Source organism: Aliarcobacter cibarius (genome assembly GCF_013372265.1).
Lineage (GTDB): Bacteria > Campylobacterota > Campylobacteria > Campylobacterales > Arcobacteraceae > Aliarcobacter > Aliarcobacter cibarius.
Map to the genome: position 1 here is coordinate 382,016 of NZ_CP054051.1, position 25,727 is coordinate 407,742.

The following is a 25,727-nucleotide window of genomic DNA, read 5'->3' on the forward strand; positions in this document are numbered from 1 at the left end:
TTACATTTTCCCATCAAGATATTTACCTGTTTCTTTGTGTCCAAAATCTGGAATCATTTTAAAAAACTCTTTTACAATATCATCTTTCGTCCAATATAAATTTTGTTTATATTTTTTAATTGTATTTTCAAAATCATTTAAAAGTTTTTCATCATATATTGCTTCATTCTTAATCACGCCAAGATTTTCAAATCTACTCATATCTAAAACTTCTTTATCTGTAAAAAACTCTTCAAAATCTTTTTCACCTGTTGTATCACTAGCAGTAAATAGACAAGGCCATTTTCCTTTAGAGGGTAAAGTTTTTGCCAATTCTCTTGCTTCATCTTCATCTTTACATAAATATGGCTCATATCCTAAATTTTTAAGATATTTTACTGCAATATCAGCAAAAGTAATTAGATGCAGATTTTCACTAAGTTTTGGAAAAAAAATATCTCTATCCTCACCAAAAATACAAGACATAAGACAAAGCTCACCAGACTCTTGAGGAGTTACAAAATATCTTTTTATATCATTTGGAGCAACTATTGGTTGATTTTTTTGAATTCTTTGATTAAATCCATGAAGTAAACTACCATCACTAAAAGCAACATTTGCAAACCTTGCCATTGAAACATCTATTTGTTTTGAACGTCTGTTTACAAACATTTCCATAATTCTTTTACTAGCACCCATCATATTTACTGGATTTGCAGCTTTATCTGTGCTTACGCAAAAATATTTTTTAGTTCGATTTTCAATTGATTGTTCCAATGTCTTATCTGTATTAAAAATATTTGTTTCAATCATTCGCATAAGAGTAAAAGGATCTTTTTCACTTCTTACATGTTTAAGTGCTGATAAATTTAGCACATAATCATATTTTCCATCAGATTTTATAAATGCATCATATTCGCTACTTCCAATATCTAAAGCAAATGTTTGAAAATCTCCATCAATATATCCGAAACTACTTCTTACATCTCTAACAAGCTCAACCATATTATTTTCACTTATATCAACAACATGAAGTTTTCTAGGATTTCTTTTGAATATCTCTTTTGTTACTGCTTGACCAATGCTTCCTGCTCCACCAATAACTAAAAATGTTGAGTTTGAAACTATATTTGAAAGCTCTTTTTCATGAGTTTGTATATCTCTTAAAAAGAGTTCTTCCATTCGCCCAATTAGATTTAATAAATTATCCATCAAATAGTTCCATTTTTAAAGTTTTGAATTATATCTGCATTTTGTTTACTTTGCATTTTAACAAATTATATGTAATAATAAAATAATAATATTTTGAGGTAAATATGCAAAACACAATTCCACAAGACATACTGAAAATACAAAAAAAACTTGCAACTTTCGAGAAAGATTCAAGAAATTACAAGAAATATACAAAAATTTTAGCAAAGCATATAAAAACTCACACTATGCAAAAAAGAGTAAATTCTCATATAAAATCAATTGAGGTTGTTGAAAATATTGAAAAAAAAGGGGTTGAAAATATTTTTAAATAAAAAATATTACAATTTGCAATACTTTTCAGTCCTTATGAAAAATTCTGCTAAGATTCCAATATAAAATAAAAGACGAGGTAAAAATTTATGGATGAAAATCAAAAAAAATCACTTGAACTTGCAATAAAACAAATAGATAAAGCTTTTGGAAAAGGTACATTGATAAGACTTGGGGATAAGGAAGTAATCCCAACTGAAGTAATAAGTACTGGCTCTTTAGGACTTGATTTGGCTCTTGGTGTTGGTGGATTACCAAAAGGAAGAGTTATTGAAATATATGGACCGGAAAGTTCAGGGAAAACAACTTTAACTTTACATGCTATTGCTGAAGCTCAAAAAGCTGGTGGAGTTTGTGCATTTATTGATGCAGAACATGCACTGGATGTAAAATATGCGAAAGACATAGGAGTTGATACAGATAATTTACTTGTTTCTCAACCAGATTTTGGAGAACAAGCTTTAGAGATTCTTGAAACAGTTATTAGAAGTGGAGCTGTTGATTTAGTAGTTGTGGATTCTGTTGCAGCACTAACTCCAAAAGTTGAAATAGATGGGGATATGGATGACCAACAAGTTGGAGTTCAAGCAAGACTTATGAGTAAAGCATTACGAAAAGTAACAGGTCTTTTAAGTAAAATGAACTGTACAGTAATTTTCATTAATCAAATAAGAATGAAAATAGGTATGACTGGATATGGAAGCCCAGAAACAACAACAGGTGGAAATGCTCTTAAATTCTATTCTTCAGTTAGACTTGATATTAGAAGAATCGCAACACTTAAACAAGGTGAAAATTCTATAGGGAATAGAGTAAAAGTAAAAGTAGTAAAAAATAAAGTTGCTGCTCCATTTAAACAAGCTGAGTTTGATATTATGTTTGGAGAGGGTATTTCAAAAACTGGAGAACTTGTTGATTATGGTGTTAAACTTGATATTATTGATAAAGCAGGTGCTTGGTTTAGTTATGGTGATACTAAAATAGGACAAGGTAGAGAAAATTCAAAACTATTTTTAAGAGATAATCCAGCAATTGCTAAAGAGATAGAGGATAAAATTTTAAATTCTATGGGAATAAATGATGCAATTATTACAGGTGGAAGTGATGATGCTGATGATATTTCTGGACTGGATGATTGATTAAATAATTTGAATTTATTCAAATAAAACTTTTTTACCTAATATTTTAAATTGACTATGGGAATTATTCCCTATGTCAAACTACATAAATTAAATATTTTTTTCACAAAAGCAAACAACAAATTTTTTTTAGATATAATCAAAGCAAATTATAAATTTAGGAGACCTAAGTGGTATATATAGATAATGTTTATGCTGATGAAGTAATGGATTCAAGAGGAAATCCAACAGTAAGAGCAACAGTAATCTTAAGTGACGGTACAAAAGCTAGTGCAATAGTTCCAAGTGGTGCAAGTACTGGAAAAAGAGAAGCTTTAGAACTAAGAGATGGTGATAATAGATTTATGGGGAAAGGTGTTTTAAAAGCAGTTGAAAATGTAAACACTAGAATTGCAGATGAATTAATTGGACAAAGCCCATTTAATCAAGCTGAAGTAGATGCAATAATGAAAGAGTTAGATGGAACTCATAATTATTCTAACTTGGGAGCAAATGCTGTTCTAGGTGTTTCTATGGCTACTGCAAGAGCTGCTGCAGCTTCTCTTAATATGCCACTTTATAGATATTTAGGTGGGGCAAATGCTATGACTATGCCTGTTCCTATGTTTAATATAATTAATGGTGGAGAGCACGCAAATAATTCAGTTGATTTCCAAGAGTATATGATTATGCCAACTGGAATTGAAAATTTTAATGAAGGTCTAAGAGCAGTTGCTGAGATTTACCAAAATCTTAAAAAAATCATTGATAAAATGGGTGAAAGTACTGCAGTTGGAGATGAGGGTGGATTTGCACCAAATTTAAAATCAAATGAAGAGCCAATAGCAGTTATTATGGAAGCTATTGAAAAAGCTGGATATAAAGCTGGTGAGCAGATTTCTATTGCACTTGATGTAGCTGCAAGTGAGTTAATAAATGATGCAGGTAAATATGTACTTAAAGGTGAAAATAGAGAATTAAGTAGTTCTGAACTGGTTGCATACTATGAAGAGTTATGTTCTAAATATCCAATCGTTTCAATTGAAGATGGATTAAGTGAAGATGACTGGGATGGTTGGCAAACATTAACTCAAAGATTAGGAAATAAAGTTCAATTAGTTGGAGATGATTTATTTGTAACAAATGCTGCAATTGTGGCTGAAGGTATTAAAAAAGGTATTGCCAATGCAGTATTAATTAAGCCAAACCAAATTGGAAGTGTAAGTGAAACAATGCAAACAATTAGGCTTGCTCAAAGAAATAACTACAACTGTATTATGAGTCACAGAAGTGGTGAGAGTGAAGATGCATTTATTGCTGATTTTGCAGTTGCATTAAATTGTGGACAAATCAAAACTGGAAGTACAGCAAGAAGTGATAGAATTGCAAAATACAATAGATTACTTGAAATTGGTTCAGAAATTGGATATGCGGAGTATTTAGGGAAAGAGCCATTTTCTAAAAAATAATGAAGAAAAAAAGAAGTGGTTTAGGAATTTTTGTGCTAGTAGTGATTTTATCACTATTAGCAACAATATATTTTTCATATTATGTAACAAATGTTCTTTTTGGTGATAACTCTTTGCAGACATATAACTCTTTAAAATATAAAAAAGAGTATTTAGAAAACGAAATTTTAAGACTGCAAAAAGAGAATGCCTATTTACAAAAAGAGTATTTTGAACTAAAAAATTTGGAGCCAGAAGAATGAGAACTCTATTACTATCTACAACTATAGCAGCCTTTTTATCTATAAGCCTACAAGCTAGAGAAAACCCTTTTATTTTATATGAAGAGAAGACTGGAAAAGTTATTGAATCTCCTCCAAAAGTGAAAAATGTAACAGATTTAGAAGAAGAACAATTTATAAGAGATTATCAAAATAAATTAAAAAATCCAGAACAAGAATCTGAACAAAGAGCTCCTGCGCAAGTTCAGGAAAAATCTTACTCTAAAAAAGAGGTTGACTCTTTGATGTTAAAAACTAAGTATGAAGCAGAGCAAAAAGCAAAAGCACTTGTTAAAAAAGAGCTAACTAAAGAGCCAGAACAAGTTGTATATGTAAAACCTAGAGCTGATGCTGCTACAGATGAAACACTTATTTCAAAAAATATTTTACCTTTTATAAAAGTAGACTACAATGATAATAAGCTTTTAATTGCTACTCAAGATGCAGTTTCAAAAAAGTTTTCAATCAACAATGAAAATAAATTAGTAATAGATTTTAAAGGTAAAAAGAACTTTACTGCAAATAAACATAGTTTAAATTCGGCTAATTTTAAAGCTATATCTACAGGAAATCATGCAGCAAATGGTTTTTATAGAATAGTGATTGAATTGGCTTCTAAACCAAGTAGTTACAATTTTGACTACAATGATTCAATAATTTCAATAACTAAAAAGTAACTAGAGAAATTCTCTAGTTATTTATTGATGACAAGCAACAGCTATTTCATAACCTAAAGCAGTTACAGCTTTTATATCATCTTCTGCACTAGCTCCACCAGTTGTTAAATAATCTCCAACTACTATAGCATTTGCTCCATGTTTAAAAACATTATATTGTTCATCACCAAACATAAGTTCTCTTCCCCCTGCAATCATAAGCATCTGATTTGGTAAATAACTTCTTGATAATTCAACTAATTTAAATGCTTCTTCTTTTGATAAAGGATTTTTTACAATTGGTAATGCTTCATTTGGATGGAAAAAATTAATAGGAACAGACATTGGTTCTAAACTTGCAATTGCTTCAAGCATAGAAATTCTATTTTCTTGAGTTTCTCCAAGACCAAAAATACCACCAGTACATAAATGTAGACCAGCTTTCTTTGCATCAAGACAAGTGTTATATCTATCATCCCATGAGTGAGTTGTACAAATTGTGTTATAGAACTCTCTAGCTGTTTCTAGATTGTGATTGTAGTTTTCAACACCATGTTTTTTAAGCTCTTTTAATTGTTCAAAAGTTGCTAAACCATTACATGCAATAATTGAAATATCAGGAACAGCTTTGCTTACAGCATCAGCAGCTCTACATACATAATCCAATCTCTTATCATCTAATCCTGTTCCAGCAGTAACAAGACAAAATCCAACAGCTTTATTTGCTCTTGCTCTTTTTGCTTCTTCAACTATTTGTTCAATTTCTTTTCTTCTATATCTTTCGATATTTGCTTTGTACTTAACACTTTGTGTACAAAATTTACAATCTTCGTTGCAAGTACCACTCTCAATATTTGATATTGCACATAAATATATTTGATTATTGCTCATATTTAAACTCTTCTTTCATAAAATTATTTTCATTTGTATTTTTAAAATAGTGTGTGATTATATATTGATTTGTATTAATTTCAAGTTTTGCACACTCAATAATTGGTTTTTCTCTAGCACACACTTCACCTGAATTTAAAAATAGTGTCTTATTTATATATTCACAATGAAATTTATGAGTGTGACCAAAAATTACAATATTTGAGTCAGGAACCAAATAGTTTGGAATGTGCATGAGCTTGAAACTAATATCTTTTATCTTGAAGTAATATGGTTCAGTTTTTATATTAAAATTAGAACTATATTCAAAAAGATTTCTATCATTATTTCCAAAAATAGCAATATATTTTAAATTTGAATCTTTTAAAATATTTAAACCTTCTAAAGAACATATATCTCCAGCATGGATTAGATATTCACAGCCATCTTGCTTTAAAAAATCTATACAAGCTTTTAAATATTCTATTTTATGGTGACTGTCTGAGATCAATCCTATATTCATCTACTCTTTTTTAGCTTTTGTAGTTTTTTTCGTAGTAGTTGATTTTGCTGCTGTTTTTCTAGCAGGTTTTTTAGATGTTTTACTATCTTTTTCAATAATATCTAAACACTCTTCTAAAGTTAAATTTTCAGCTTCTTTTGTTTTTGGAATTTTGAAATTTTTTCTACCTTGTTTTATATAAGCACCATAAGTACCATTTAAAATTTGTATTTTTTCTTTAGCAAACTCTTTAATTAAAGCTTTACTTTTTGCCTCATCTATTTCACTGATAATCTCTTTTGCTCTTGTTTCATCTACCGTGTATGGGTCATCAGTTTTTAGTGAATAGTATTTTGATTTTACTTGTAAATATGGACCAAATCTTCCAATATTTGCTTTTATTTCATTTCCTTCATTATCAACGCCAACTACTCTAGGTAAATTAAATAAAAATAGAGCTTCATCTAGTGTTATTGAGTCCATATTTAAATTATCAGGAATTGCTACGAATTTAGGTTTTTCTTCATCATCTTTTGTTCCAATTTGAACAAATGGTCCAAATCTTCCAACTCTTGCACTTACAGGTTTTCCAGATTTTGGATCAATTCCTAATTCTCTTACTTGAGAGTAGTCAGATTTACTAATGTTTTCTTCTTTATCTTTTATAGTCTCTTTAAAGTCTCCATAAAAATTTTTCATTACATCAACCCAAGCTTTTTTACCTTCTGCGATGTCATCAAATTGTTCTTCAATTTTTGCAGTAAATCCTAAATCAATAATATTTGAGAAGTGATCAGTTAAAAAACTATTTACAATCTCTCCCGTTTGAGTTGGAGCTAGCTTTTTATCTTCTGTTTTTACAACATACTCTCTTGCTTGAATAGTTGAAATTGTAGGAGCATAAGTTGAAGGTCTTCCGATTCCCTCACTTTCAAGTTTTTTTACCAAAGAAGCTTCAGTATATCTTGAAGGTGGTTTTGTGAAATTTTGTTCACTTGATAAATTTCCTAATTCTAAAATTGTTCCAACTTTTATATTTGGAAGGATTTTCTCAGTGCTATCAAGTGCAGCTTCTGGATTATCACTTCCTTCTGTATAAGCTTTCATAAATCCGGCAAAAATAATTCTTTGACCTTTTGTTTGAAATTCAAACTCTTTATTTTTTCCAGCTTCTATTTTATATGTTGTATTTGCAATTTTAGCTTGAGCCATTTGAGTTGCAATTGTTCTTTTCCAAATTAAACTATAAAGTCTGTATTGAGAAGGATCTAAATAATCTTTAACCATAGTTGGTTTTAGACTCATATCAACTGGTCTTATTGCTTCGTGAGCCTCTTGAGCACCTTTTGCAGTTGATTTAAAACTTCTTGGTTTTGTTAAAGAGTAATCTTTTCCATACTCCTCTTCAATAACTTTTTTAGCTGCAGTTGTAGCAACTGTTGATAAGTTTAAAGAGTCAGTTCTCATATAAGTGATTAAACCACCTGTATGATTTGGAATATTTGCTGTATTTCCTTCATATAGTTGTTGTGCTATCATCATTGTTTGAGCAACACTAAGACCAAGTTTTCTAGATGCCTCTTGCTGAAGAGTTGAAGTTGTAAATGGAGCAGCAGGATTCCTTAGACTATCTTTTTCTTCAATGTCTACTAAAGTAAAATTTCCACTATTTAAAGAAGCTTCAATTTCTCTAGCCTCTTTTTCATTTCTAACTTTGATGTTTTTTCCATCTTTTTTTGCTAATTCACTAGATAACTCTGGATTTATAAAATCAGCTTTTATTCTCCAATACTCTTCTGGAACAAAGGCTCTAATTTCATTTTCTCTATCTACTATTATTTTTACAGCAACACTTTGAACACGTCCTGCACTAAGACCATATCTTACTTTTTTCCATAAAAGTGGTGAAAGTTCATATCCAACTGCTCTATCTAAAATTCTTCTTGCTTGTTGAGCATCTACTAGATTTTGGTCAACATCTCTTGGATTTTCTAATGCTTTAAGTATTGCATCTTTTGTAATTTCGTGAAAAACTATTCTTTTTATTGGATTTTTTTCAATTTTTAGAGCAGGAATTAAATGCCATGCAATAGCTTCTCCCTCTCTATCTTCATCGGCTGCTAGGTATATAGTTGTATCTTTCGAGATTTGTTTTTTTAAATCAGCTATGACCTTTTTTTTGTCTGTACTCACTTGATAATTTGGTTTGAAATTATCTTCAGGGTCAAAGCCTAAAGTTGATTTTGGTAAATCTCTTACGTGTCCCATAGAAGCCATAACTACATAATCAGAACCTAAGAATTTTGATATTGTTTTGGCTTTCGCTGGAGATTCCACTATTACTAAATTTTTCACTGATACTACCTTCTAACCTTTTTTTAAGAGTTTGCATTCTAACATAATTTTATTAAAGAGATAAAAAAATTATTTTATTTGAATATAATAATTTCTTCTTCTAAATCTATATTGAATTCTTCTTTTACTTTTTTCTTTGCTAAATCAATTAGATGTATCGCATCTTCGAAAGTACCATTTCCATGGTTTACTAAAAAATTTGCATGAGTATTTGAAAACTCCATATCACCAATTCTGTGACCTTTTAATCCAACTGCTTCTATTAATCTTCCAGCAAAATCACCTTTTGGATTTTTAAAGCAACTTCCAGCACTAGCAATTTGTGGTTGATTATCTCTCATTTTTACAAATTCATTTTGCATATCTTTGCTAAAACCTTTTTCAATATGAAAAACAGCTTCAAAAATGATTGAATCAATATTTGTGTGTCTATAAGAAAAATCCAAATCTTTTTTTTCAATATAGCCATCTTTTGTTTTAATACTATGTAAATAGTTAAAAATTTCCCAAGATTTTAATCCAGCATTCATTTTAACTAGCCCACCAATATTTCCAGGAAGTTTTGCTAGGAATTCTAAATTTGCTATGTCATTTTTTCTAGTATAAGTTAGAAGTTTTCCACTACTTGTTGCGCAACCAACATATAAAAGACCATTTTCTTCTTTTATATAATCAAAGCTTTCACCTAAAATAGCAAATTTTTTTTTACAATTTGAAGATATTAATAAGTTATTGGCTCTTCCTATTATTTGGAAATCTTTAAAATCGCCTATTTCATCTATTATAAAAACATTTTTTATTGGACCTATGTGAATAGATGAGTATCTTTTAAAGTCAACTGTTTTGTAATTCATCTAGCTCTTAACTCTTCATAATTTTCAGGAATTAAAAAATCTTCTGATTTAATTAAATTTTGATAATGTCCATGTTTATAACCTAATTCAAATAATTTATCTATTGCTTTATATTGAATTTCACTCAGTTTTACAGAATTATCATTTGCATAAAGGTCTAAATATTTATCTAAAGTTGATGCATCAACTCTAATTAAACCTTTTTCAAGTAGCATAGGTGCTAAAGTTTTTCTATTTTTATTTGCAACATCAACAGCTTTTATTAAAGCTTTTTCATATTTTATTGCATCATGAAGTGGAATTGAACGACGAAGACACATTCCTCCAAGTGGAAGTGGTAACTTTTCACCATCGCATAGACCTACCCAAATATCCCAAATCTCTTTTTCAACCTCTAATTCATTACTATAAGTTAAAATAGATTCATGAATTAAAACTCCAGCATCAACAACACCATCAATTACAGCTTTTTCAATATCTAAGAAATTCATATAAGTAATTCTTGCATCAGGATATGCGATTTTAAAAAGTAAGGCGTTTGTAGTGAATTCTCCACTTAAAGCTACTTTGAAATTTCTTTTTAGAGTACTATTTTTTCTTTTAATTAGTTTTGGACCATAGCCTTCACCAAATGAAACAGCAGTTTTTAGTAGAGCATAATCATCTTTTACAAAAGGGTATAAGGCAAATGAGATTGCACAAATGTCATAAATACCTTTTAAAGTAGCTTGATTTAGTGTCTCTATATCAGCAGCGATATTTTCAAATTTAGTTTCATTTATATCTATCCAACCAAATTTTATAGCGTAATACATAAAAATATCATCAGCATCTGGTGAGTGAGCAACACTAATTTTTTTCAATTCTTATCCTTTAAATTTTCTTGTGAGGATTGTATCAAGATTGGCTTTAAAATAAAAAAAGCCCAAACCAAAAGGTCTGGGCTTTTTTGTTTGGAAATAACAAATCTTATAATCTTGACTCGTATCTTCTTAACATGTATAGTTTTTTTAACATTTTCTTTCTAGCAGAAATTTTTTGTTTTTTTCTGATTTCAGTCATTGGTTCAAAATATCTTCTAGCTCTTGCTTCAGTAACGATTAGGTTTCTGTCGCATTGTTTTTTAAATCTTCTATACGCTTCGTCAAAAGATTCGTTATCTTTAACTTTAATGCCTGGCACTAAAATCACCCTCTTTCTTTTAAAATTTAGGATCGGATTATATTTAAACTATTCTTAATATCTATTTAACCTACATTTATATAGAATAAAATATAAATTTTAGTAAGGATAAGCTTTGAATTTAACACATCTTGATAATAATAATAGACCTAAAATGGTTGATGTTTCAGATAAAAATGATACAAAAAGAGTTGCTGTTGCAAGTGGTAAAATTACAATGAGTAAAGAGGCTTATGAAGCTATTATAGGGAATATTGTGAAGAAAGGACCGGTTCTTCAGACTGCAGTTATTGCTGCTATTATGGGAACAAAAAAAACTAGTGATTTAATTCCAATGTGTCATCCTTTGTTATTGACTGGAATTAATTGCGAAATTGAAGAGATTTCTTCTGAATACAGTTTTAAACTTTTTGTAACAGCTAAATTAAATGGTCAAACTGGAGTTGAAATGGAAGCATTAACTGGTGTTAGCGTTGGACTTCTTACAATTTATGATATGGTGAAAGCTATTGATAAATCAATGGTTATTTCAAATATACAACTTGAAGAAAAAAGTGGTGGTAAAAGTGGAGATTTTAAAAGATGATAGATTTAAGTGATAAAAAATTAGAGTTAAATTATCCTTGTTCTTGGGAATATAAACTTGTAGTTTTAGAGACTTGTAATATTAAAAAATGTGTAAAAGAAGTGATTTATGAAAGAGAATATTCAATAAATCCTTCAAAAACAAGTGCAAAAGGAAAATTCAAAAGTTACAATCTAAAACTTCTTGTTCACAATGATGATGATAGAACAGAACTTTTTAGACTTTTAGGAGAACATGAAGAGATAAAAATGGTTTTATAAACCATATTCTTGTTTTAATTTCTTTGTAATTTCTAAAATAGATTTTGCATAAAGATAACCTGTGTCACTTCTATATGAAAAGCCTGTATTGTAGCTTGACCATATTTTAATCCAGTTATCTTTATGCACTTCTCTCCAATATTCTAACTCAATAATTGCATTTGCAGTTGCAAATCCGACATTATTCATAAGTTTTAGTGCGTAATATTTTCTATTTTGTGGAGTGTCTTTTATATACTGTCTACTTAAAACAGTTTTTATGTTTGATTGGAAAAGCCCAAAGTCATTACTTGAAAAATTAGCCATATTTTTTCCAACACTTGACTCTTTTATTGCAATGGCCATCAAAGAATATTTCATTATAGGTTCATCTGCTAAGGATTTTATTTTATTTAAAATTACTAAATCAGTTTTTGTAAGCCCTAAAGAGTTTGCAAAACTAAAATTCAAAAATATTAAAAATAAAACTATAAACCTTGCCATTAAAATAGAGAATCCTTTAAATAGTGTTCAATTATACCTAAAAGTGGTTCAATTAATAATATAGAGATTATTGAAAGAATAACAACTAAAGCTATTATAGATCTTGTAACATTTGTCGCATTTTGCATAAACTCTTTTTTTGTAAATTCATCGGGATCTTTTAAAAACATTGCCCCAACAGGTCTTAAATAGTAAAAAGCTGCAATAACAGAGTTTATTACAATAATAATTGCTAATGCTATTTGGTCTGCATTTATTGCACTTCCAATTAAATACATTTTTGCCCAAAATAGTGAAAAAGGAGGAAGTCCTGCAAGAGAAAAAAGGAACATTCCAAGAATTAAAGCAGTTGCTGGAGATACTTTAACAAATCCACTAAAATGTTTAAAATGATATGGAGAAGTGTAATCTGTAAAACCTTTTCCCCTATTTATCCAAAGCATTCCAAAAGCACCCATATTTGTTATTGCAAATAGTATCCAATACAAAAATAAAGTAACCGTTGCTTGGTGTGTTGTTATTACTAATGTAGCCATTGCCATACCTGTATTTGCAATAGATGAATATGCTAGCATTCTTTTTACATCAGTTTGATGTAGAGCTATTAGATTTGGAATAGTCATTGTTAAAACCACAATAGTATAAAGCAGGGCGTTTATTATTTTGTCATCAACTTGTATGAATATTTCAAAAAATCTTAAAGCCACAATAAATACAGCCATTTTTGGAACTATCGATAAAAATCCTGCCATTACTGAAGTTGAACCTTGGTAAACATCTGGAACCCAAACATGGAATGGGAAAAGTGATAGCTTAAATCCCAAAGATACTAACATAAAACAAAATGCACTTAAAACTAAAATATAGTTTGAAAAGTTATCTTTTGTTAAAAAACCTTCAGCTGTAATAACTGTTGCAATTCCATCAAGTTCAAGTGTTCCTGTAACTGCATATAAAAGCATACTTGCAAATACAAAGCAAGCTCCACCAATTGAACCCATTGTAAAATATTTTATACTTGCTTCTAAACTAGCCATTTTATTATGCATTGCAATTAATACATAAAGAGCTAAAGATGAACTTTCAAGTGCTATAAAAATCAAAATTAAAGAATCACTACTAACCATAAATTGGAAAGAGGCTATTACAAAAAGATATAAAGCAAAATATTCAGCCATTCTATATTCTTGGAATCTAAGTTTTGACATAGCAAAAAAAATAAATATAATAGCACTTAATATGATAATTATTTGAGCTAGTATTGATACCCCATCAAGAAGTATTAAATCAAACATACCCCTTTTGTCTGCGTTATATGCAATTAGTGTAAATAAATCAAAAACTAAAAATAGAACAACTAAAAATACATATAAAGATTTATGTTTATTTTTATTAAAAATATCAGTTAAAATAATACTCAATGCACCAATAATAGCTATTGCCATAGGAGCAATAGAGTTTAAATTTAAAGAGTCTAAACTAATATTAATTTCACTCATTTAAAGCTCCTTTTATAGAGTTTAGTTCATTTAATTTATCTTTTGTCTCAATTTTTATAGCTTTACTCTCCATAATTTGTAGGTGATTTGTAACTGAAACATTTAATGGGTCTAGAATTATTTTTGGATAAATTCCTAAAAAGATAATCAAAATAACTAAAGAGCCTAATGCTACAAGTTCTCTTCCATAAATATCTTTTAGACTCATATTTATAATTTTTAATCTTCCAAAAAATGATTGTTTATACATATTTAGCATATAAACTGCACTTAAAACTATTGTTAAAACTGCAATTGATGCTAGAATAGGAGAGTATTTGAAAAATCCTAAAAGTGATAAAAATTCTCCTACAAATCCAACTGTTAAAGGAAGGCCAATAGATGCCATAAGAACAATTAAGTAAAGTGTTGCAAATAAAGGCATATTAGAAGCTAAACCACCAAATTTTTTGATTAGTTTTGTCCCAGTTCTATCATATAAAAGTCCAACACACATAAATAAAGCTCCAGATACAATACCATGTCCAATCATTAGAAAAACAGCTCCAGAAACCCCTTCAACATTTAAAGCAAATACTCCAATTGTAATAATTCCCATATGTGAAATTGATGAATACGCAATTAGTTGTTTCATATCTTCTTGAGCATAAGCTATCATCGCAGTGTAGATTATTGCAATTATTCCTAATGTTGCTAGTAAAGGAACAAAATATACACTAGCATCAGGGAAAAGTCCTAAAGAAAATCTAATAAATCCATAAGTTTCCATTTTTAATAAAATTGCCGCTAAAACAATTGAACCAATTGTTGGTGCTTGTCCATGAGCTAAAGGTAGCCACGTATGAAATGGAAACATTGGCATTTTTACAGCAAATCCAAAGAAAAAAGCTATAAAAAGCCAAAGTTGTAAATCAAAAGGTAAGTTTATATTCATCCAATCATATAAAGCAAAGCTCCAAACACCAGTTGCTTGATAGTAAACATAACCAAAGTATAGTATTCCTACAAGCATTATTAGTGAACCTGTAAATGTATATAAAAAGAATTTTACGGCTGCATAAAGTCTTTTGTTGTAACCCCAAAACCCAATAATATAAAACATTGGAATAATAGTAAGTTCCCAAAATATATAAAATAAGATGACGTCAAATGCTGCAAAAACTCCAACCATTGTCATCTCTAAAAATAACATAGTAATGATGAGGTTTTTTACATCTCTTTTTTCAGTCAAGCCAATAACAGCAATCATCGTCATAAATGTAATCATAATTATTAAAAATAAAGAGATTCCATCGACTCCTATTAAATAGTTAATTCCATAAGAGCTAATTATTGGGATATTTACCATAAATTGAACATCAGCACTATTTACATCAAAGTTGTAATATAAAATCATAGATAAAACAAACTCAACAAAAGTAACCACTATTGCAAATTGTCTCATAGAGTCTTTATCTATTAAAAATCCTAAAATGGCTGCGACTGCTGGAAAAAATATAAGCATTGTTAAAATATGTTCCATAAAAAACCTTTAATAAACTAATAAAACTATGATAAATAAAAGAGCTGATAAAAGCCCAAATATCATAAGTCTTAGTGATGTTGATAAATTTCCAGATTGAATAGGTCTTAGTTTTGCACCTAAATTATATACAAAGTAACCGATTTTATCTATTGTATTATCTATTAATTTTATCTCTATATATCTATTTAAAAGAACTGAAAATCTATAGTAAGGTTTTACTATAAAAGCCTTATAAATTTTTGGAATAAAATACTCTTTTAGTAAAATATTTTTGATGATTCCTATATTTTCTTCTTTTGTTTGGCTATTTTTGTATTTAAGAATTGCAAATAAAATCCCAAATATTGATGTAAAACTAGCAATTAAAATTAAAATCCAAATTTGTTCATGATTTAAATTTATTGTAAAAGCAGGAAGTAGCCTTGTTACAAACTCTTCAAAATATTTTGAACTCCATCCAGAAATTATTGTTAAAAATAATAGTGGTAGAATAGAAAATATAGCTAAACTTTTTGCTTCATGAATATTTGAATTTTTTTCATCATAATTTGCTTTTACAAAAAACACTCTCATAATTAATCTAAAAGAGTAAAAAGCTGTTAGAAATGCTGTGATTACTAATGTAATATATAAAATTAAGTAGTTTTGATTATAAACACTTTCTAAAATTTTATCTTTTGAGAAAAATCCAGCTAATGGGAAAATAGCACTTAATGCTAGTGATGAGATAATCATTATAATTGCAGTTGCTTTCATTTTAGGGTATAAATTCCCCATTTTTCTAATATCCAAATTTCCATTTGTTGCATGCATTACATTTCCTGCTCCTAAAAATAGAGCCGATTTAAAAAATGCATGTGTAAATAAGTGAAATAGGGCAATACTATATGCACCAACTCCAACAGCTGCGAACATATAACCTAATTGAGATAGAGTTGAGTAAGCTATTATTCTTTTTAAATCATTGTTTACTAAAGCCATAGAAGCTGCAAATATTGCAACAAAAGAGCCTAAACAAGCAATTATAAAACTTAGATTTGGAATTAAAAAATATATTTCATTGCATCTTATGATTAGATAAACACCTGCTGTTACCATCGTTGCTGCATGAATTAATGCAGAAACTGGAGTTGGACCTTCCATAGCATTGGCAAGCCAAGTATGAAGAGGAAATTGAGCAGATTTTCCCATAGCAGCTACAAAAAGAGAAATTCCAATTAAAAGAACGGTAAAGTTATCTAAATAAGATATAGTTTTAAAAACTATATCAAAATTTAAACTTCCTATATTCCAATAGATTAAAAACATTGCAATCATTAATCCCATATCACCAATTCTATTTACAATAAATGCTTCATTAGAAGCTTTAGAGGCTTTGATTTTTTTATAATAAAATCCTATTAGAAGATAAGAACAAACTCCTACACCTTCCCAACCAATAAATAAAACAGCAAAATTATCAGCTAATATTAGTACAAGCATTGAGAAAACAAAAAGAGATAAATAGCTAAAAAATCTATTAAAACCAATATCATCTTCCATATACCAAATAGAGTAAAAGTGAACCATTGTTGAAACAATAGTAACCACCAAAAGCATAACAACACTAACATGGTCTAGGTTAAATGAAAATGATAAATCTAAATTTCCAATAGTTATCCAATCAAATAAAAAAATCTCTATAGCAAAATCATTTTCATAAATATAAGAAAATAGATAAAAACTTGAAATCATTGAGATTAAAATAAGAGTAGAGTTTAAAAAACCAATAAATTTTAATGGTTTTGAAAAAGCAAATAAAGCTGAGAATAGAGTAGCTATGAGTGGTGAAAAGAGTGCTATATATAAAAAATTCTCCATCTTATCCTCTCATTTTTGCTAAATCATCAAGATTTAAAGAGCCAGATTTTTTATACCATAGAATTAAAAGACCAAGTCCAATAGCAACTTCACTAGCAGCAACTGCTATTATAAAAAATGCAAACATTTGACCACCAAGGTCATTGTAATATTTTGAAATAGCCACAAAACCTATATTTACTGCGTTCAACATTATCTCTGTTGAAAAGAAAAGCATTAATAGATTTTTTCTTCTAATTACTCCAAAAACTCCAATAAAAAATAGTAGAGCACTTAGAATTAAGTAGTAGTTTAAACTCATATTTCACCTCTCTTAGAAGCTTCTTTATCTTCTAGAAGCTTGTCAATATCTTTTTCTTCTAGTTCTGAAAAAGAGATATTCATTTTTTTACTTGCTAGAACAATCGCTCCAATCATTGCAATTAAAAGCATAAGTGCAGCCATTTCAAAAGGTAAAAGGTATTTAGTAAATAGAGTCATTCCAATATTTACACTGTTTGAAACTTCATTATTTACTGGATTTTGAGCTTCTATATTTTGTCCTAAAATAGGGGCTATTAATATAATTACAACAATTAATGCAATAACTCCAGATAGAAAGAATGTCAGCCTAGGATTATTGATTTTTTCTTCGACTTCACTAAGTGTGTCAAAAAACATCATTCCAAAAGCATATAAAGCCATAACAGCTCCACTATAAACAACTATTTGAACAACTCCTAAAAATTCAGCATCAAGTAAAAAGAAAAACCCAGAGATAAAAATCATTCCAGCTGCAAGTGAGCTTAGAGCATATAAAGTATTATTTGTTAAAACTGTAATTAAAAACATAGATATTGTTAAAATTGAAAAAAGAGTAAAGGCTACTATTTCAAACATTTTTCATCCTAATAAGATAGTGGAGTTTTTTTGATTTTTTTATCAGCATCTTTTGAAACGCTTCCAAAACCATCATACTCTATTTGCCATTTTAAACTATTTTTAGGAGTTAAAATATCTTCTTTTAGAGTAAAATGAGCTCTTTGTTCACTAGCATTTTCATATCTTTGTCCATGAACAATTGCTAATTCAGGGCAAACTTCTGCACAATATCCACAAAAAATACATCTTCCCATGTTTATTGTGTACTCTAGAACTTCTTTTCTTGAATTTTCATCAATTCTTGTATCCATTTTTATACATTTTGAGATACATATTTTTTCGCAAAGTCCACAACCAATGCATCTTTCATTTTCAGACTCCAAAAGTCTTAGAAGTTTATGAACTGCTCTATATCTTGGACTCAAGGGAAGTTTTTCTTTTGGATAGTGTACAGTTGCACTTTCATTTTTAAATAGAGTTCTATAAAATATTCCAATAGTTATTTTAAGACCAACAAGAAGTTCACCTTTAAGTGATCTTTTTATAATTTGCTTGAAAATATCCCAATTTGACTTAGGATAATCATCTTCTACTACAATTTTGTAATTTTTTTCATTCATCATAATTTCCTAAAACATAAGGGCAAAGCCCGTTATCAAAATATTTAAAAATGCTAAAGGCATTAAAATTTTCCAGCAAAGCCACATTAATTGATCTGGTCTAATATGTGGCCAAGTTGCTCTTGTCCATAAAAATACAAAAATTAAAAGCATAACTTTTAAAACTATTGCAATTCCTCCTGGAATAATCCAAAGAGGATTAAATCCACCTAGAAAAATTAAAGCAATTAAGAAAGATATAGTATATAAATTTGCATATTCTCCTATAAAAAACATACCCCATCTAAGTCCTGAATACTCTGTTGCATATCCTGCGACCAATTCAGCTTCATGCTCTAGTAAATCAAAAGGAGTTCTATTTGTTTGTGCAAATCCAGAAATTACGAACATAATAAAAGCTATTGGTTGTGAAAATACAACCCAAGAAAATAAGCCTTCACTTTGGTAGTTGTTTATATCAATTAAAGATAAACTTCCTATCATCATCAGTGGAGAAATTAAAGCAAGTCCTGAAATTACTTCATAAGATAAAAGCTGAATTGTAGTTCTTGCTCCTCCAAGTAATGCCCATTTTGAAGCACTACTCATACCACCAAGAAGTGCTCCATAGTGACCCGCTGAAGAGACAGCTAAAACAAATAAAAGACCAACATTTATATCGCTTATTATAGGTTTTACTGTATGTGAAAATATTGTAAATTCAGGTAAAAATGGAACAGCACTCATAGCAATAAACGCTGTAGAAACTGTAATTAATGGAGCAATCATAAAAATAGTTTTATTGGCATTTGCTGGGACTACATCCTCTTTTGTAAAGAGTTTAATTCCATCTGCTAGAAGTTGAAATATTCCAAATGGACCAACAATATTTGGTCCTACTCTTCGTTGAAAAAATGCTAAAATCTTTCTTTCTATATATGTTGTAAAAGCTGCCAAAAATCCAAAAACAGCAAGAACAACAAAGATTTTTATGATAGTTTCAATGATAATTGCTTCCATTTTAAACCTTTCTTATCTTTGCTATTTCATATCTATCTTCTAAAAACAACTCTCTGTTCTCATTTTTCAGAAAAGTAGAAACATAAGGAATATTCCCAGATAATTGATTATCTATGTAAGCATTTAAAATAAGAGTTTTATTTTTTGTAGAAACTTCAACTTTTGAATCTTTTTCAAGATTTAAATCTGAAAACTTTTCTTTTGAAAAGAAAATACCATCTTCTATATTATCTTTGAACTCTTTTGAGACACTTGTAAACTCATTTACTTGATTTAGAGGATTTTTTCTATATATAAAAATCTCATTTTCATTTAAAACTTTCTCTTCTATTTGAGGCAATTCTATTTTATTTTCATAAATTACATTAAAACTATTTAGTAAGTAACCTCTATCTTCAAAACCACTATTTAAAAACTTATTTGGTAAATCATCAAATTCTACTTCTTTGAAACCTTTGTTTGTAGGAAGAGTTTTTGTATATTCAATAGTATGTTCTATATCTTTATTTAAAATAGCATTTGCAATATCATTTAAAGTGTAACCATTATATTTTAAAGCAGCATTTGTAGGAACTACTCTTTTATCTAAATTTGTAAAAGTTCCTTCTTGTTCAAGAAGTGTTGGCATATCTAAATCTTTTTTCCCAAATGAAGCTATCGTAAAATCTGCTAATTCATTGTATCCAATACTAAAACCATTAACTTTATCTTCTAAATTACAAATTAATGATACTCCTAAACTATTTGTTTTTGGTGGAATTATTAAAACTTTGAAGTTTGTGTATTTTGCAATTAATCCAATAATTTTTGCTAAAAACTCTCTATTTTTATGAGTGATAACATCTTCACCAATAACTAAAGTGAAGTTCTTTTTATCGTTGCTAAAATTGTTTAATAGTTCAATAAAACTTTCATCTTTTTCTAATTTTTGAAGTAAAAAAGAGTCTTCAAAATCTATCAAATTTTCAAATTTACTTGGAAGATTAAAGGCATATTTTTTTAATAAAAGAATAAAAATATACTCTTGCATATTTGGTTTATGATAGATGAACTCTGTATTTTTTCCTTTTTTTCCAATTAATTCTAAATTTGTATCAACTAAGGGATGAAAAAATAGTGCATTTGCTTTATTTACTTTTACACTATTGTTTATAGCATTTTTGATACTTGGAGCATCTGTTTTTAAAAAACTTCCAATACTTATTATAAATTCACTATTTTTTATACTCTCTAGTGAACCATTGTATAAAGATTCACCAGCTGTTTTTGAATAGTTTTCTAAAAATTCTTTATATAGTTTTGCTTCATTGTTTACTAGTTTTGCTTTCGTAAAATTTGAAATTTCTTGAAGAATAAATGCCTCTTCATTTGTAATATATGAGTTGAAAATTATATTTTTTGCTTTTTTTAAAGCATTTATTATATTGTTAAAAGCAACTTCATTTTTTACTGCATCTTTATTTTCATAATCAAAACAAAACCTAACTGCTCCACAAAGTTCTTGAAAATGAAACTCATTTGTTACTCTATATACTCTCTTGCGGGTATCATCAATACTTGTTTGTTTAACTTCATAATACATAAATGAACAATCACTATAAAAAGGATTTGCTGCTGGAATTTTCTCTAGTTCCCAAGCGTTTGAAGTGTATTGGAAATTGTTACTAATCATAGCACCTGTTGGACAAACAGCAATACACTCTCCACAGCTAATACAAGAATCACTATTATGTGCTATGAGTGATTTATTTAGTTTATTCCACATAGCATAAGCATCTTTTGGCATGCTCTCTTTTAGATTTTTATCAAGTTCGTTTCCACCTCTTTTTGTAGTGCTTAAAGAATTTGAGCCAATAATATCACTACAAACTGTTACGCATCTTTCACAAACTATACACAAAGCTGGGTCGTAGTTCATAACTCCCCAATGTTGTTTTGGTTTATGAGTATCTTTTATAGAGTAATTTTGTTCTGTTACTTGCATATATAAAGTATAGTTTTGAAGTTCACACTCTCCACTTTTATCGCAAACTCCACACTGTAAAGGGTGATTTACACAATAAACTTGCATTATTGCATTTCGCTCTTTTTCAATACTAGGATTACTTGTAACTATTTGTATATTTTCTTTTGCTTTTGCATTACAAGCATATACTTGTTTCCCATCTACTTCAACCAAACAAAGCCTACAAGCCAAGGTTGCAGAACATGAGTTTAAATAACAAATTGCAGGAATAAATATATTATTTCTTCTTGCTATATTTAAAATTGTCTCACTAGGTTCTGCTGTAAATTCTTTGCCATTTATTGTAAGCTTTATTTGTTCGCTCATTTATTCACTCTTTTCTATTTTTGCTTGTTTGTATCTGTACTCTTTTGAAAAATTTGATACTTCTAAAAGAGCAATTGTTCCAAGAAGATTAGAATCTAATTTGGCAACTCTTTTGTAGTTTTGATTTTTTGTAAATATTTCAACGTGGTCACCATCTTTTATTTTTGCAATATTTAAAAAAGTTTGGCTAGTAATTAAATATTTTTCATCTCCCAAAATTTCATAAACAACAGTTCCATTAAAAGATTTTAAATTATCAATATCTTCTAAAACTTCATCTTTAAAATGTTCAACTTTTTTTTCTAACTCTTCATCTAAAATAATTACTGAAAGCTCTGTTAACTTCTCAACTCTTCCAAGTAATCTTGCAATATTTTCAACTCTTGAATGATTTTTTAAATCATTCCCAACAATTAAAACTTTATTTGAAGCTTCAAAGCTTAAATCATTTGCCTCTTCAAACTCTTCTTCTCCTGCGCTACTTTCAGCAGATAAATATCCAAGGTCAAGTTCATCTAAATAAGTTTTTGTTTTGTCATCTAAATGATTAGCAAAAGTATTTAATAAAAGTGCAATAACTGCTTCTTCACTTCCTGCTTCATATTTTATAAATTGATTGTAACTATTTTTTAATAGTGGATTATCAATAGGAGACATATAGACAAAGTTTACATTTTTTCCTCTATTTAGTACGATTTTTCTTAAACTCTCATCTTCACAAAAAGTTCCAAGTGAAACAATAAAATCACTATTTTTTAACTCTTCAATCCTCTTCATTTTTTATCTCCTCTTCTAATTTTTTAATTTCTGGTTTTATATTTTTTACTACAATTGTCCAATCTTTTTCATTGAATTTTAGTGAATTCATAAGCGTAAACTCATTTTCATAAACAAAATCAGCAACTTTTTGAATATGAGAAAAATCTCCTATTTTAAATAGAAAAATAACCACTTCTTCATTTTGTAAAGATTTTAAAATCTCAAGCATTTTGTCATAAAAATTATCTTTTAAGTGCCTTAAATCAACTCTTTTCATCTGTCAATCTCACCAAAAACAATATTTAAATTTCCAATAATAGTAACCACATCAGCTAACTGACAACCAACTAAAAGCTCTTCAAGAAGTGCCGTATGAAAATAGCTAGGAGCTCTTACTTTTAATCTATATGGATACTCTTTCCCATCACTTTTTATATAAAATCCAAGTTCACCTTTTGGAGATTCAGTTGCTACATAAACTTCTCCAACTGGTGGTTTAAACCCTTGAGTTACTAATACAAAATGTTGCATCAAGGAGTAATTTTGAGTCATAATATCCTCTTTTGTTGGACTTACATATAAAGGATTATTACTCATAAGCTGAGTGTCTGATTCATAATATTTTGGAAAAACTTGTTCTATTATTTTTATAGATTCTTTCATCTCTTCAATACAAAGTCTATATCTTCCATAAGAGTCACAACTATTTGAAATAGGAACATCAAATTCAAGTTCGTTGTATATACTATAAGGCATCTCTTTTCTTAAATCCCATTTTATACCACTTCCTCGTAATGCAACTCCTGAAACAGCAAAATCTTTGGCCATTTGTGGTGTGATTACTCCAACATTTTCTAGTCTCATTCTCCAGATTCTATTCTCATTTAATAGTTTTTCGTAGTTATCTATCTCTTTTTTTAAATTATTTAAAAATTTTGCACAGTTTTCTATCCAGTTTTCTGGTAAATCTAAAGGAACTCCACCAATTCTAATAGCACTGTGAGTTAATCTTGCTCCACAGTAATCCTCTATTAAATCAAGAGCGTACTCTCTTTCTCTAAAACAGTACAAAAACATAGACATTGCACCAACATCAAGTGCATGTGTTGCTAGCCAAAAAAGGTGAGAAACTACTCTATTAAGTTCTAATAAAATAACTCTAATACATTCAGCACGTCTTGGAACTTCTAAACCTAAAAGTTCTTCAACAGCTTTTGCATAAGCATAATTATTTGAAGTTGCTGCTATATAATCCATTCTATCTGTTGTTGGCAAGAATTCGTTATAAATCATATTTTCTGCCATTTTTTCCATTCCACGATGCAAATAACCAATCATTGGTCTAGCTTTTACAACTTCTTCACCTTGTAATTCCAAAACTAATCTTAATTGTCCATGCGCAGATGGATGTTGTGGACCGAAATTCACAGTCATAGTATTATCTTCTCTTTGGAAGTGAATATTTTCAAAAAATGGTTTAAGTCTATTCGCTGTTTGCATTATTTTCTTCTTTCCAAAGTTTTTGATTTATTTGGGTCTAGATTCTTTACTAATCTTTGATTTTCTTCTTGATATTTTATATCTGTGCTTTCATTTGTTGGTTTAAATCCAAAAGGAACTTCGTGACCAAGTCTTGAAAATCTTGTAGTATCATATCTATCTATACTTGCACTATCTCTAATTTCAGGACCAATAATATCTCTTGCACTTTTTCCAAAGATTTTATCTACCTCATACCAAGAAGCTACTTCATCACCTTGAAGAGGATAAGATTTTTTTAAAGGGTGGTCATACCAATCATCAGGCATTAAAATTCTTTTTAGGTTTGGATGATTTATGAATTTCACTCCAAACATATCATAAACTTCTCTTTCGCTCCAGTTCGCACTTTTAAAGATTTTTGAGACAGATTCTATATTTTCATTTTGTAAAATTGTTGTTTTTACTCTGATTCTTTTTTTCTTAGAGATTGAAAGCAGTTCATAGAAAATTTCAAAAGAGTTATTTTGAGCTAAATAATCAACACAAGATAGTTCAACTAACATATCATATTCTAAAGTTTTTAGTTTTTCTAAAATATTTAATACTTCATTTTTTGATATTTCTAAAATCAAATGAGCATGGCATATATACAATTTTTGTATCTTACAAGTTTTTTCTAATTCTTGTAAATCTTTATAAAAAATTTCATCATTTTCTACACTAATATATTCTTGAGTTGGACTTATAAAAAATCTATCATTGTAGTAAGATTTTCTTTGTACATCATCTTTTTTACTGTACTCTCTCATATAAGCCTCTTATTTTTTATATTTCTAAAAATTGATTCTTTTCTAATCTTTTGTTGAAGCATCATTAAAGCGTATTGTAATGTTTCGGGTCTTGGAGCGCATCCTGGAAGATAAATATCTACAGGAATAATTCTATCTGCTCCTTGAACTGTTGCATAAGTGTTGAACATTCCGCCTGTATTTGCACAGCTTCCCATAGAAATAACCCATTTTGGATCAGGCATTTGGTCATACAATCTTCTTAAAAATTCTGCATGTTTTTTTGTTAAAGTTCCAGCAATAATCAAAACATCAGATTGTCTAGGACTTGCTCTAAAAATTGTTCCAAATCTATCAAAGTCATATCTTGAACCGCCTGTTGCCATCATTTCAATAGCACAACATGCAAGTCCATAAGTCATTGGCCAAAGTGAGTTACTTCTTCCAAAATTAACTATTTTATCGATAGTTGTTAATTTAATGGCAGTTCCATTGTCTTGAAAATAATTTACTTTATGCTGTGCCATTCTAAGGCTCCTTTTTTCCAAGCATATAAAAAACCAATAGCTAAAATTAGTAAAAACATAAGCATCTCTATAAATCCAAACCAACCCAAAGCTTTGAAATTTATAGCCCAAGGAAACATAAATATAATCTCAACATCAAAAAGTATAAATAAAAGTGCAACTAAATAAAATTGAGTTGATATTTTATTTGGTTGTTTTGTAACTTCTACTCCACATTCATAAATTGTTGTTTTTAATTTTTCAGTATTTAATCTAGCTATTTTTCTACTAATAAATCTTGATAGTGCTAAAGCACTACCAAAAATAGCAAAGCTAAAAATAAACATCATAAAAGCACCAAAATATGGATGAGCAAAATCTATATGAGTCATAATCTA

At 28.8% G+C, this 25,727-nt stretch carries 29 protein-coding genes; 7 read left to right on the plus strand and 22 right to left on the minus strand.

The features are described from left to right. A complete protein-coding gene (locus ACBT_RS01725) occupies positions 1-1,191 on the minus strand; it encodes a UDP-N-acetylglucosamine 4,6-dehydratase (protein ID WP_024775843.1) in 1,191 nt (396 codons plus the stop codon). 104 nt (positions 1,192-1,295) lie between these two features. On the opposite strand from ACBT_RS01725, the gene ACBT_RS01730 reads away from it, so the two are divergent. The 5 genes from ACBT_RS01730 to ACBT_RS01750 all read left to right on the plus strand — a co-directional run bounded on the left by ACBT_RS01730 (position 1,296) and on the right by ACBT_RS01750 (position 5,027). Then, positions 1,296-1,505, plus strand: a complete 210-nt coding sequence (locus tag ACBT_RS01730; RefSeq protein WP_024775842.1) for a hypothetical protein — start codon at positions 1,296-1,298, stop codon at positions 1,503-1,505. Positions 1,506-1,592: 87 nt separating this feature from the next. Then, positions 1,593-2,642 (plus strand): recombinase RecA, encoded by a 1,050-nt coding sequence (gene recA, locus ACBT_RS01735; protein ID WP_024775841.1) that lies wholly within the window; start codon positions 1,593-1,595, stop codon positions 2,640-2,642. Positions 2,643-2,812: 170 nt separating this feature from the next. Continuing rightward, positions 2,813-4,090: a phosphopyruvate hydratase gene (gene eno / locus ACBT_RS01740; RefSeq protein ID WP_024775840.1), complete on the plus strand. Its 1,278-nt coding sequence runs from the start codon at positions 2,813-2,815 to the stop codon at positions 4,088-4,090. A gap of 32 nt (positions 4,091-4,122) precedes the next feature. Further along, complete coding sequence (locus ACBT_RS01745) at positions 4,123-4,332, plus strand: septum formation initiator (RefSeq protein WP_228130318.1); 210 nt, start codon at positions 4,123-4,125, stop codon at positions 4,330-4,332. Then, complete coding sequence (locus ACBT_RS01750; RefSeq protein WP_024775838.1) at positions 4,329-5,027, plus strand: AMIN domain-containing protein; 699 nt, start codon at positions 4,329-4,331, stop codon at positions 5,025-5,027. Before ACBT_RS01745 ends, ACBT_RS01750 begins: the two co-directional genes overlap by 4 nt. Before the next feature lie 21 nt (positions 5,028-5,048). Here the strand turns inward: ACBT_RS01750 and ACBT_RS01755 are convergent, their stop codons facing one another. The 6 genes from ACBT_RS01755 to rpsU form a co-directional block, all read right to left on the minus strand. Continuing rightward, complete coding sequence (locus ACBT_RS01755; RefSeq protein ID WP_024775837.1) at positions 5,049-5,897, minus strand: biotin synthase; 849 nt, start codon at positions 5,895-5,897, stop codon at positions 5,049-5,051. Continuing rightward, positions 5,887-6,399 (minus strand): metallophosphoesterase family protein, encoded by a 513-nt coding sequence (locus tag ACBT_RS01760; RefSeq protein ID WP_024775836.1) that lies wholly within the window; start codon positions 6,397-6,399, stop codon positions 5,887-5,889. Before ACBT_RS01760 ends, ACBT_RS01755 begins: the two co-directional genes overlap by 11 nt. Beyond that, on the minus strand, positions 6,400-8,733 hold the full coding sequence (topA, locus tag ACBT_RS01765) for a type I DNA topoisomerase (protein WP_024775835.1): 2,334 nt from the start codon (positions 8,731-8,733) through the stop codon (positions 6,400-6,402). A 74-nt stretch (positions 8,734-8,807) separates the two neighbouring features. Next, positions 8,808-9,587 carry a UDP-N-acetylmuramate dehydrogenase gene (locus ACBT_RS01770; RefSeq protein WP_024775834.1) on the minus strand — a complete coding sequence of 260 codons (780 nt, stop codon included), beginning with the start codon at positions 9,585-9,587 and terminating at the stop codon, positions 8,808-8,810. After that, the gene (locus ACBT_RS01775) at positions 9,584-10,450 is read right to left on the minus strand and encodes a menaquinone biosynthesis family protein (RefSeq protein ID WP_024775833.1); all 867 of its coding nucleotides are present in this window, start codon (positions 10,448-10,450) and stop codon (positions 9,584-9,586) included. The genes ACBT_RS01770 and ACBT_RS01775 overlap by 4 nt, the downstream gene beginning before the upstream one ends. Before the next feature lie 106 nt (positions 10,451-10,556). Beyond that, on the minus strand, positions 10,557-10,769 hold the full coding sequence (gene rpsU / locus ACBT_RS01780) for a 30S ribosomal protein S21 (RefSeq protein ID WP_024775832.1): 213 nt from the start codon (positions 10,767-10,769) through the stop codon (positions 10,557-10,559). A 115-nt stretch (positions 10,770-10,884) separates the two neighbouring features. On the opposite strand from rpsU, the gene moaC reads away from it, so the two are divergent. Next, on the plus strand, positions 10,885-11,355 hold the full coding sequence (gene moaC, locus ACBT_RS01785; RefSeq protein ID WP_024775831.1) for a cyclic pyranopterin monophosphate synthase MoaC: 471 nt from the start codon (positions 10,885-10,887) through the stop codon (positions 11,353-11,355). Then, positions 11,352-11,615, plus strand: coding sequence for an HP0495 family protein (locus ACBT_RS01790; protein ID WP_024775830.1), 264 nt, complete (start codon positions 11,352-11,354; stop codon positions 11,613-11,615). Before moaC ends, ACBT_RS01790 begins: the two co-directional genes overlap by 4 nt. Here ACBT_RS01790 and ACBT_RS01795 read toward each other — a convergent pair. From ACBT_RS01795 to ACBT_RS01865, 15 genes are read right to left on the minus strand one after another with little or no spacing between them, the layout of a single operon-like run. After that, positions 11,610-12,098 (minus strand): transglycosylase SLT domain-containing protein, encoded by a 489-nt coding sequence (locus ACBT_RS01795; protein WP_024775829.1) that lies wholly within the window; start codon positions 12,096-12,098, stop codon positions 11,610-11,612. The two genes, ACBT_RS01790 and ACBT_RS01795, sit on opposite strands and share 6 nt — an antisense overlap. Beyond that, a complete protein-coding gene (nuoN, locus tag ACBT_RS01800) occupies positions 12,098-13,597 on the minus strand; it encodes an NADH-quinone oxidoreductase subunit NuoN (protein ID WP_024775828.1) in 1,500 nt (499 codons plus the stop codon). The genes ACBT_RS01795 and nuoN overlap by 1 nt, the downstream gene beginning before the upstream one ends. After that, positions 13,590-15,119 carry an NADH-quinone oxidoreductase subunit M gene (locus ACBT_RS01805; RefSeq protein ID WP_024775827.1) on the minus strand — a complete coding sequence of 510 codons (1,530 nt, stop codon included), beginning with the start codon at positions 15,117-15,119 and terminating at the stop codon, positions 13,590-13,592. Before ACBT_RS01805 ends, nuoN begins: the two co-directional genes overlap by 8 nt. A gap of 9 nt (positions 15,120-15,128) precedes the next feature. Continuing rightward, positions 15,129-16,982, minus strand: a complete 1,854-nt coding sequence (nuoL, locus tag ACBT_RS01810) for an NADH-quinone oxidoreductase subunit L (protein WP_024775826.1) — start codon at positions 16,980-16,982, stop codon at positions 15,129-15,131. A gap of 1 nt (position 16,983) precedes the next feature. Beyond that, complete coding sequence (gene nuoK, locus ACBT_RS01815) at positions 16,984-17,283, minus strand: NADH-quinone oxidoreductase subunit NuoK (protein WP_024775825.1); 300 nt, start codon at positions 17,281-17,283, stop codon at positions 16,984-16,986. Beyond that, positions 17,280-17,861, minus strand: a complete 582-nt coding sequence (locus ACBT_RS01820) for an NADH-quinone oxidoreductase subunit J (protein WP_024775824.1) — start codon at positions 17,859-17,861, stop codon at positions 17,280-17,282. Before ACBT_RS01820 ends, nuoK begins: the two co-directional genes overlap by 4 nt. A gap of 8 nt (positions 17,862-17,869) precedes the next feature. Further along, complete coding sequence (gene nuoI, locus ACBT_RS01825) at positions 17,870-18,463, minus strand: NADH-quinone oxidoreductase subunit NuoI (protein ID WP_034218787.1); 594 nt, start codon at positions 18,461-18,463, stop codon at positions 17,870-17,872. 9 nt (positions 18,464-18,472) lie between these two features. Then, complete coding sequence (gene nuoH / locus ACBT_RS01830) at positions 18,473-19,462, minus strand: NADH-quinone oxidoreductase subunit NuoH (RefSeq protein WP_024775822.1); 990 nt, start codon at positions 19,460-19,462, stop codon at positions 18,473-18,475. A gap of 1 nt (position 19,463) precedes the next feature. Beyond that, positions 19,464-21,794, minus strand: a complete 2,331-nt coding sequence (locus tag ACBT_RS01835; protein ID WP_084031365.1) for an NADH-quinone oxidoreductase subunit G — start codon at positions 21,792-21,794, stop codon at positions 19,464-19,466. Beyond that, positions 21,795-22,571, minus strand: a complete 777-nt coding sequence (locus tag ACBT_RS01840) for a hypothetical protein (protein ID WP_024775820.1) — start codon at positions 22,569-22,571, stop codon at positions 21,795-21,797. Then, the gene (locus ACBT_RS01845; protein WP_024775819.1) at positions 22,558-22,830 is read right to left on the minus strand and encodes an NADH-ubiquinone oxidoreductase subunit E family protein; all 273 of its coding nucleotides are present in this window, start codon (positions 22,828-22,830) and stop codon (positions 22,558-22,560) included. The genes ACBT_RS01840 and ACBT_RS01845 overlap by 14 nt, the downstream gene beginning before the upstream one ends. Beyond that, on the minus strand, positions 22,827-24,053 hold the full coding sequence (gene nuoD, locus ACBT_RS01850; RefSeq protein WP_024775818.1) for an NADH dehydrogenase (quinone) subunit D: 1,227 nt from the start codon (positions 24,051-24,053) through the stop codon (positions 22,827-22,829). The genes ACBT_RS01845 and nuoD overlap by 4 nt, the downstream gene beginning before the upstream one ends. After that, positions 24,053-24,844 carry an NADH-quinone oxidoreductase subunit C gene (locus ACBT_RS01855; RefSeq protein WP_024775817.1) on the minus strand — a complete coding sequence of 264 codons (792 nt, stop codon included), beginning with the start codon at positions 24,842-24,844 and terminating at the stop codon, positions 24,053-24,055. The genes nuoD and ACBT_RS01855 overlap by 1 nt, the downstream gene beginning before the upstream one ends. Then, complete coding sequence (locus tag ACBT_RS01860; protein WP_024775816.1) at positions 24,841-25,350, minus strand: NuoB/complex I 20 kDa subunit family protein; 510 nt, start codon at positions 25,348-25,350, stop codon at positions 24,841-24,843. The genes ACBT_RS01855 and ACBT_RS01860 overlap by 4 nt, the downstream gene beginning before the upstream one ends. Then, a complete protein-coding gene (locus ACBT_RS01865) occupies positions 25,332-25,721 on the minus strand; it encodes an NAD(P)H-quinone oxidoreductase subunit 3 (protein WP_024775815.1) in 390 nt (129 codons plus the stop codon). The genes ACBT_RS01860 and ACBT_RS01865 overlap by 19 nt, the downstream gene beginning before the upstream one ends. Positions 25,722-25,727 lie beyond the last annotated feature (6 nt).

What these genes read in the sequence shown, in the direction of transcription:
- ACBT_RS01790 (WP_024775830.1), top strand. Translation starts at nt 11,352, where the DNA reads ATGATAGATTTAAGTGATAAAAAATTAGAGTTAAATTATCCTTGTTCT.
- ACBT_RS01755 (WP_024775837.1), bottom strand. Translation starts at nt 5,897, where the DNA reads ATGAGCAATAATCAAATATATTTATGTGCAATATCAAATATTGAGAGT.
- ACBT_RS01805 (WP_024775827.1), bottom strand. Translation starts at nt 15,119, where the DNA reads ATGGAACATATTTTAACAATGCTTATATTTTTTCCAGCAGTCGCAGCC.
- recA (WP_024775841.1), top strand. Translation starts at nt 1,593, where the DNA reads ATGGATGAAAATCAAAAAAAATCACTTGAACTTGCAATAAAACAAATA.
- ACBT_RS01865 (WP_024775815.1), bottom strand. Translation starts at nt 25,721, where the DNA reads ATGACTCATATAGATTTTGCTCATCCATATTTTGGTGCTTTTATGATG.
- ACBT_RS01770 (WP_024775834.1), bottom strand. Translation starts at nt 9,587, where the DNA reads ATGAATTACAAAACAGTTGACTTTAAAAGATACTCATCTATTCACATA.
- ACBT_RS01750 (WP_024775838.1), top strand. Translation starts at nt 4,329, where the DNA reads ATGAGAACTCTATTACTATCTACAACTATAGCAGCCTTTTTATCTATA.
- ACBT_RS01860 (WP_024775816.1), bottom strand. Translation starts at nt 25,350, where the DNA reads ATGGCACAGCATAAAGTAAATTATTTTCAAGACAATGGAACTGCCATT.
- ACBT_RS01820 (WP_024775824.1), bottom strand. Translation starts at nt 17,861, where the DNA reads ATGTTTGAAATAGTAGCCTTTACTCTTTTTTCAATTTTAACAATATCT.
- ACBT_RS01845 (WP_024775819.1), bottom strand. Translation starts at nt 22,830, where the DNA reads ATGAAAAGAGTTGATTTAAGGCACTTAAAAGATAATTTTTATGACAAA.
- nuoN (WP_024775828.1), bottom strand. Translation starts at nt 13,597, where the DNA reads ATGAGTGAAATTAATATTAGTTTAGACTCTTTAAATTTAAACTCTATT.
- ACBT_RS01760 (WP_024775836.1), bottom strand. Translation starts at nt 6,399, where the DNA reads ATGAATATAGGATTGATCTCAGACAGTCACCATAAAATAGAATATTTA.
- nuoH (WP_024775822.1), bottom strand. Translation starts at nt 19,462, where the DNA reads ATGGAAGCAATTATCATTGAAACTATCATAAAAATCTTTGTTGTTCTT.
- ACBT_RS01730 (WP_024775842.1), top strand. Translation starts at nt 1,296, where the DNA reads ATGCAAAACACAATTCCACAAGACATACTGAAAATACAAAAAAAACTT.
- ACBT_RS01855 (WP_024775817.1), bottom strand. Translation starts at nt 24,844, where the DNA reads ATGAGAGAGTACAGTAAAAAAGATGATGTACAAAGAAAATCTTACTAC.
- nuoD (WP_024775818.1), bottom strand. Translation starts at nt 24,053, where the DNA reads ATGCAAACAGCGAATAGACTTAAACCATTTTTTGAAAATATTCACTTC.
- nuoL (WP_024775826.1), bottom strand. Translation starts at nt 16,982, where the DNA reads ATGGAGAATTTTTTATATATAGCACTCTTTTCACCACTCATAGCTACT.
- ACBT_RS01725 (WP_024775843.1), bottom strand. Translation starts at nt 1,191, where the DNA reads ATGGATAATTTATTAAATCTAATTGGGCGAATGGAAGAACTCTTTTTA.
- nuoK (WP_024775825.1), bottom strand. Translation starts at nt 17,283, where the DNA reads ATGAGTTTAAACTACTACTTAATTCTAAGTGCTCTACTATTTTTTATT.
- ACBT_RS01795 (WP_024775829.1), bottom strand. Translation starts at nt 12,098, where the DNA reads ATGGCAAGGTTTATAGTTTTATTTTTAATATTTTTGAATTTTAGTTTT.
- nuoI (WP_034218787.1), bottom strand. Translation starts at nt 18,463, where the DNA reads ATGAATGAAAAAAATTACAAAATTGTAGTAGAAGATGATTATCCTAAG.
- ACBT_RS01840 (WP_024775820.1), bottom strand. Translation starts at nt 22,571, where the DNA reads ATGAAGAGGATTGAAGAGTTAAAAAATAGTGATTTTATTGTTTCACTT.
- ACBT_RS01835 (WP_084031365.1), bottom strand. Translation starts at nt 21,794, where the DNA reads ATGAGCGAACAAATAAAGCTTACAATAAATGGCAAAGAATTTACAGCA.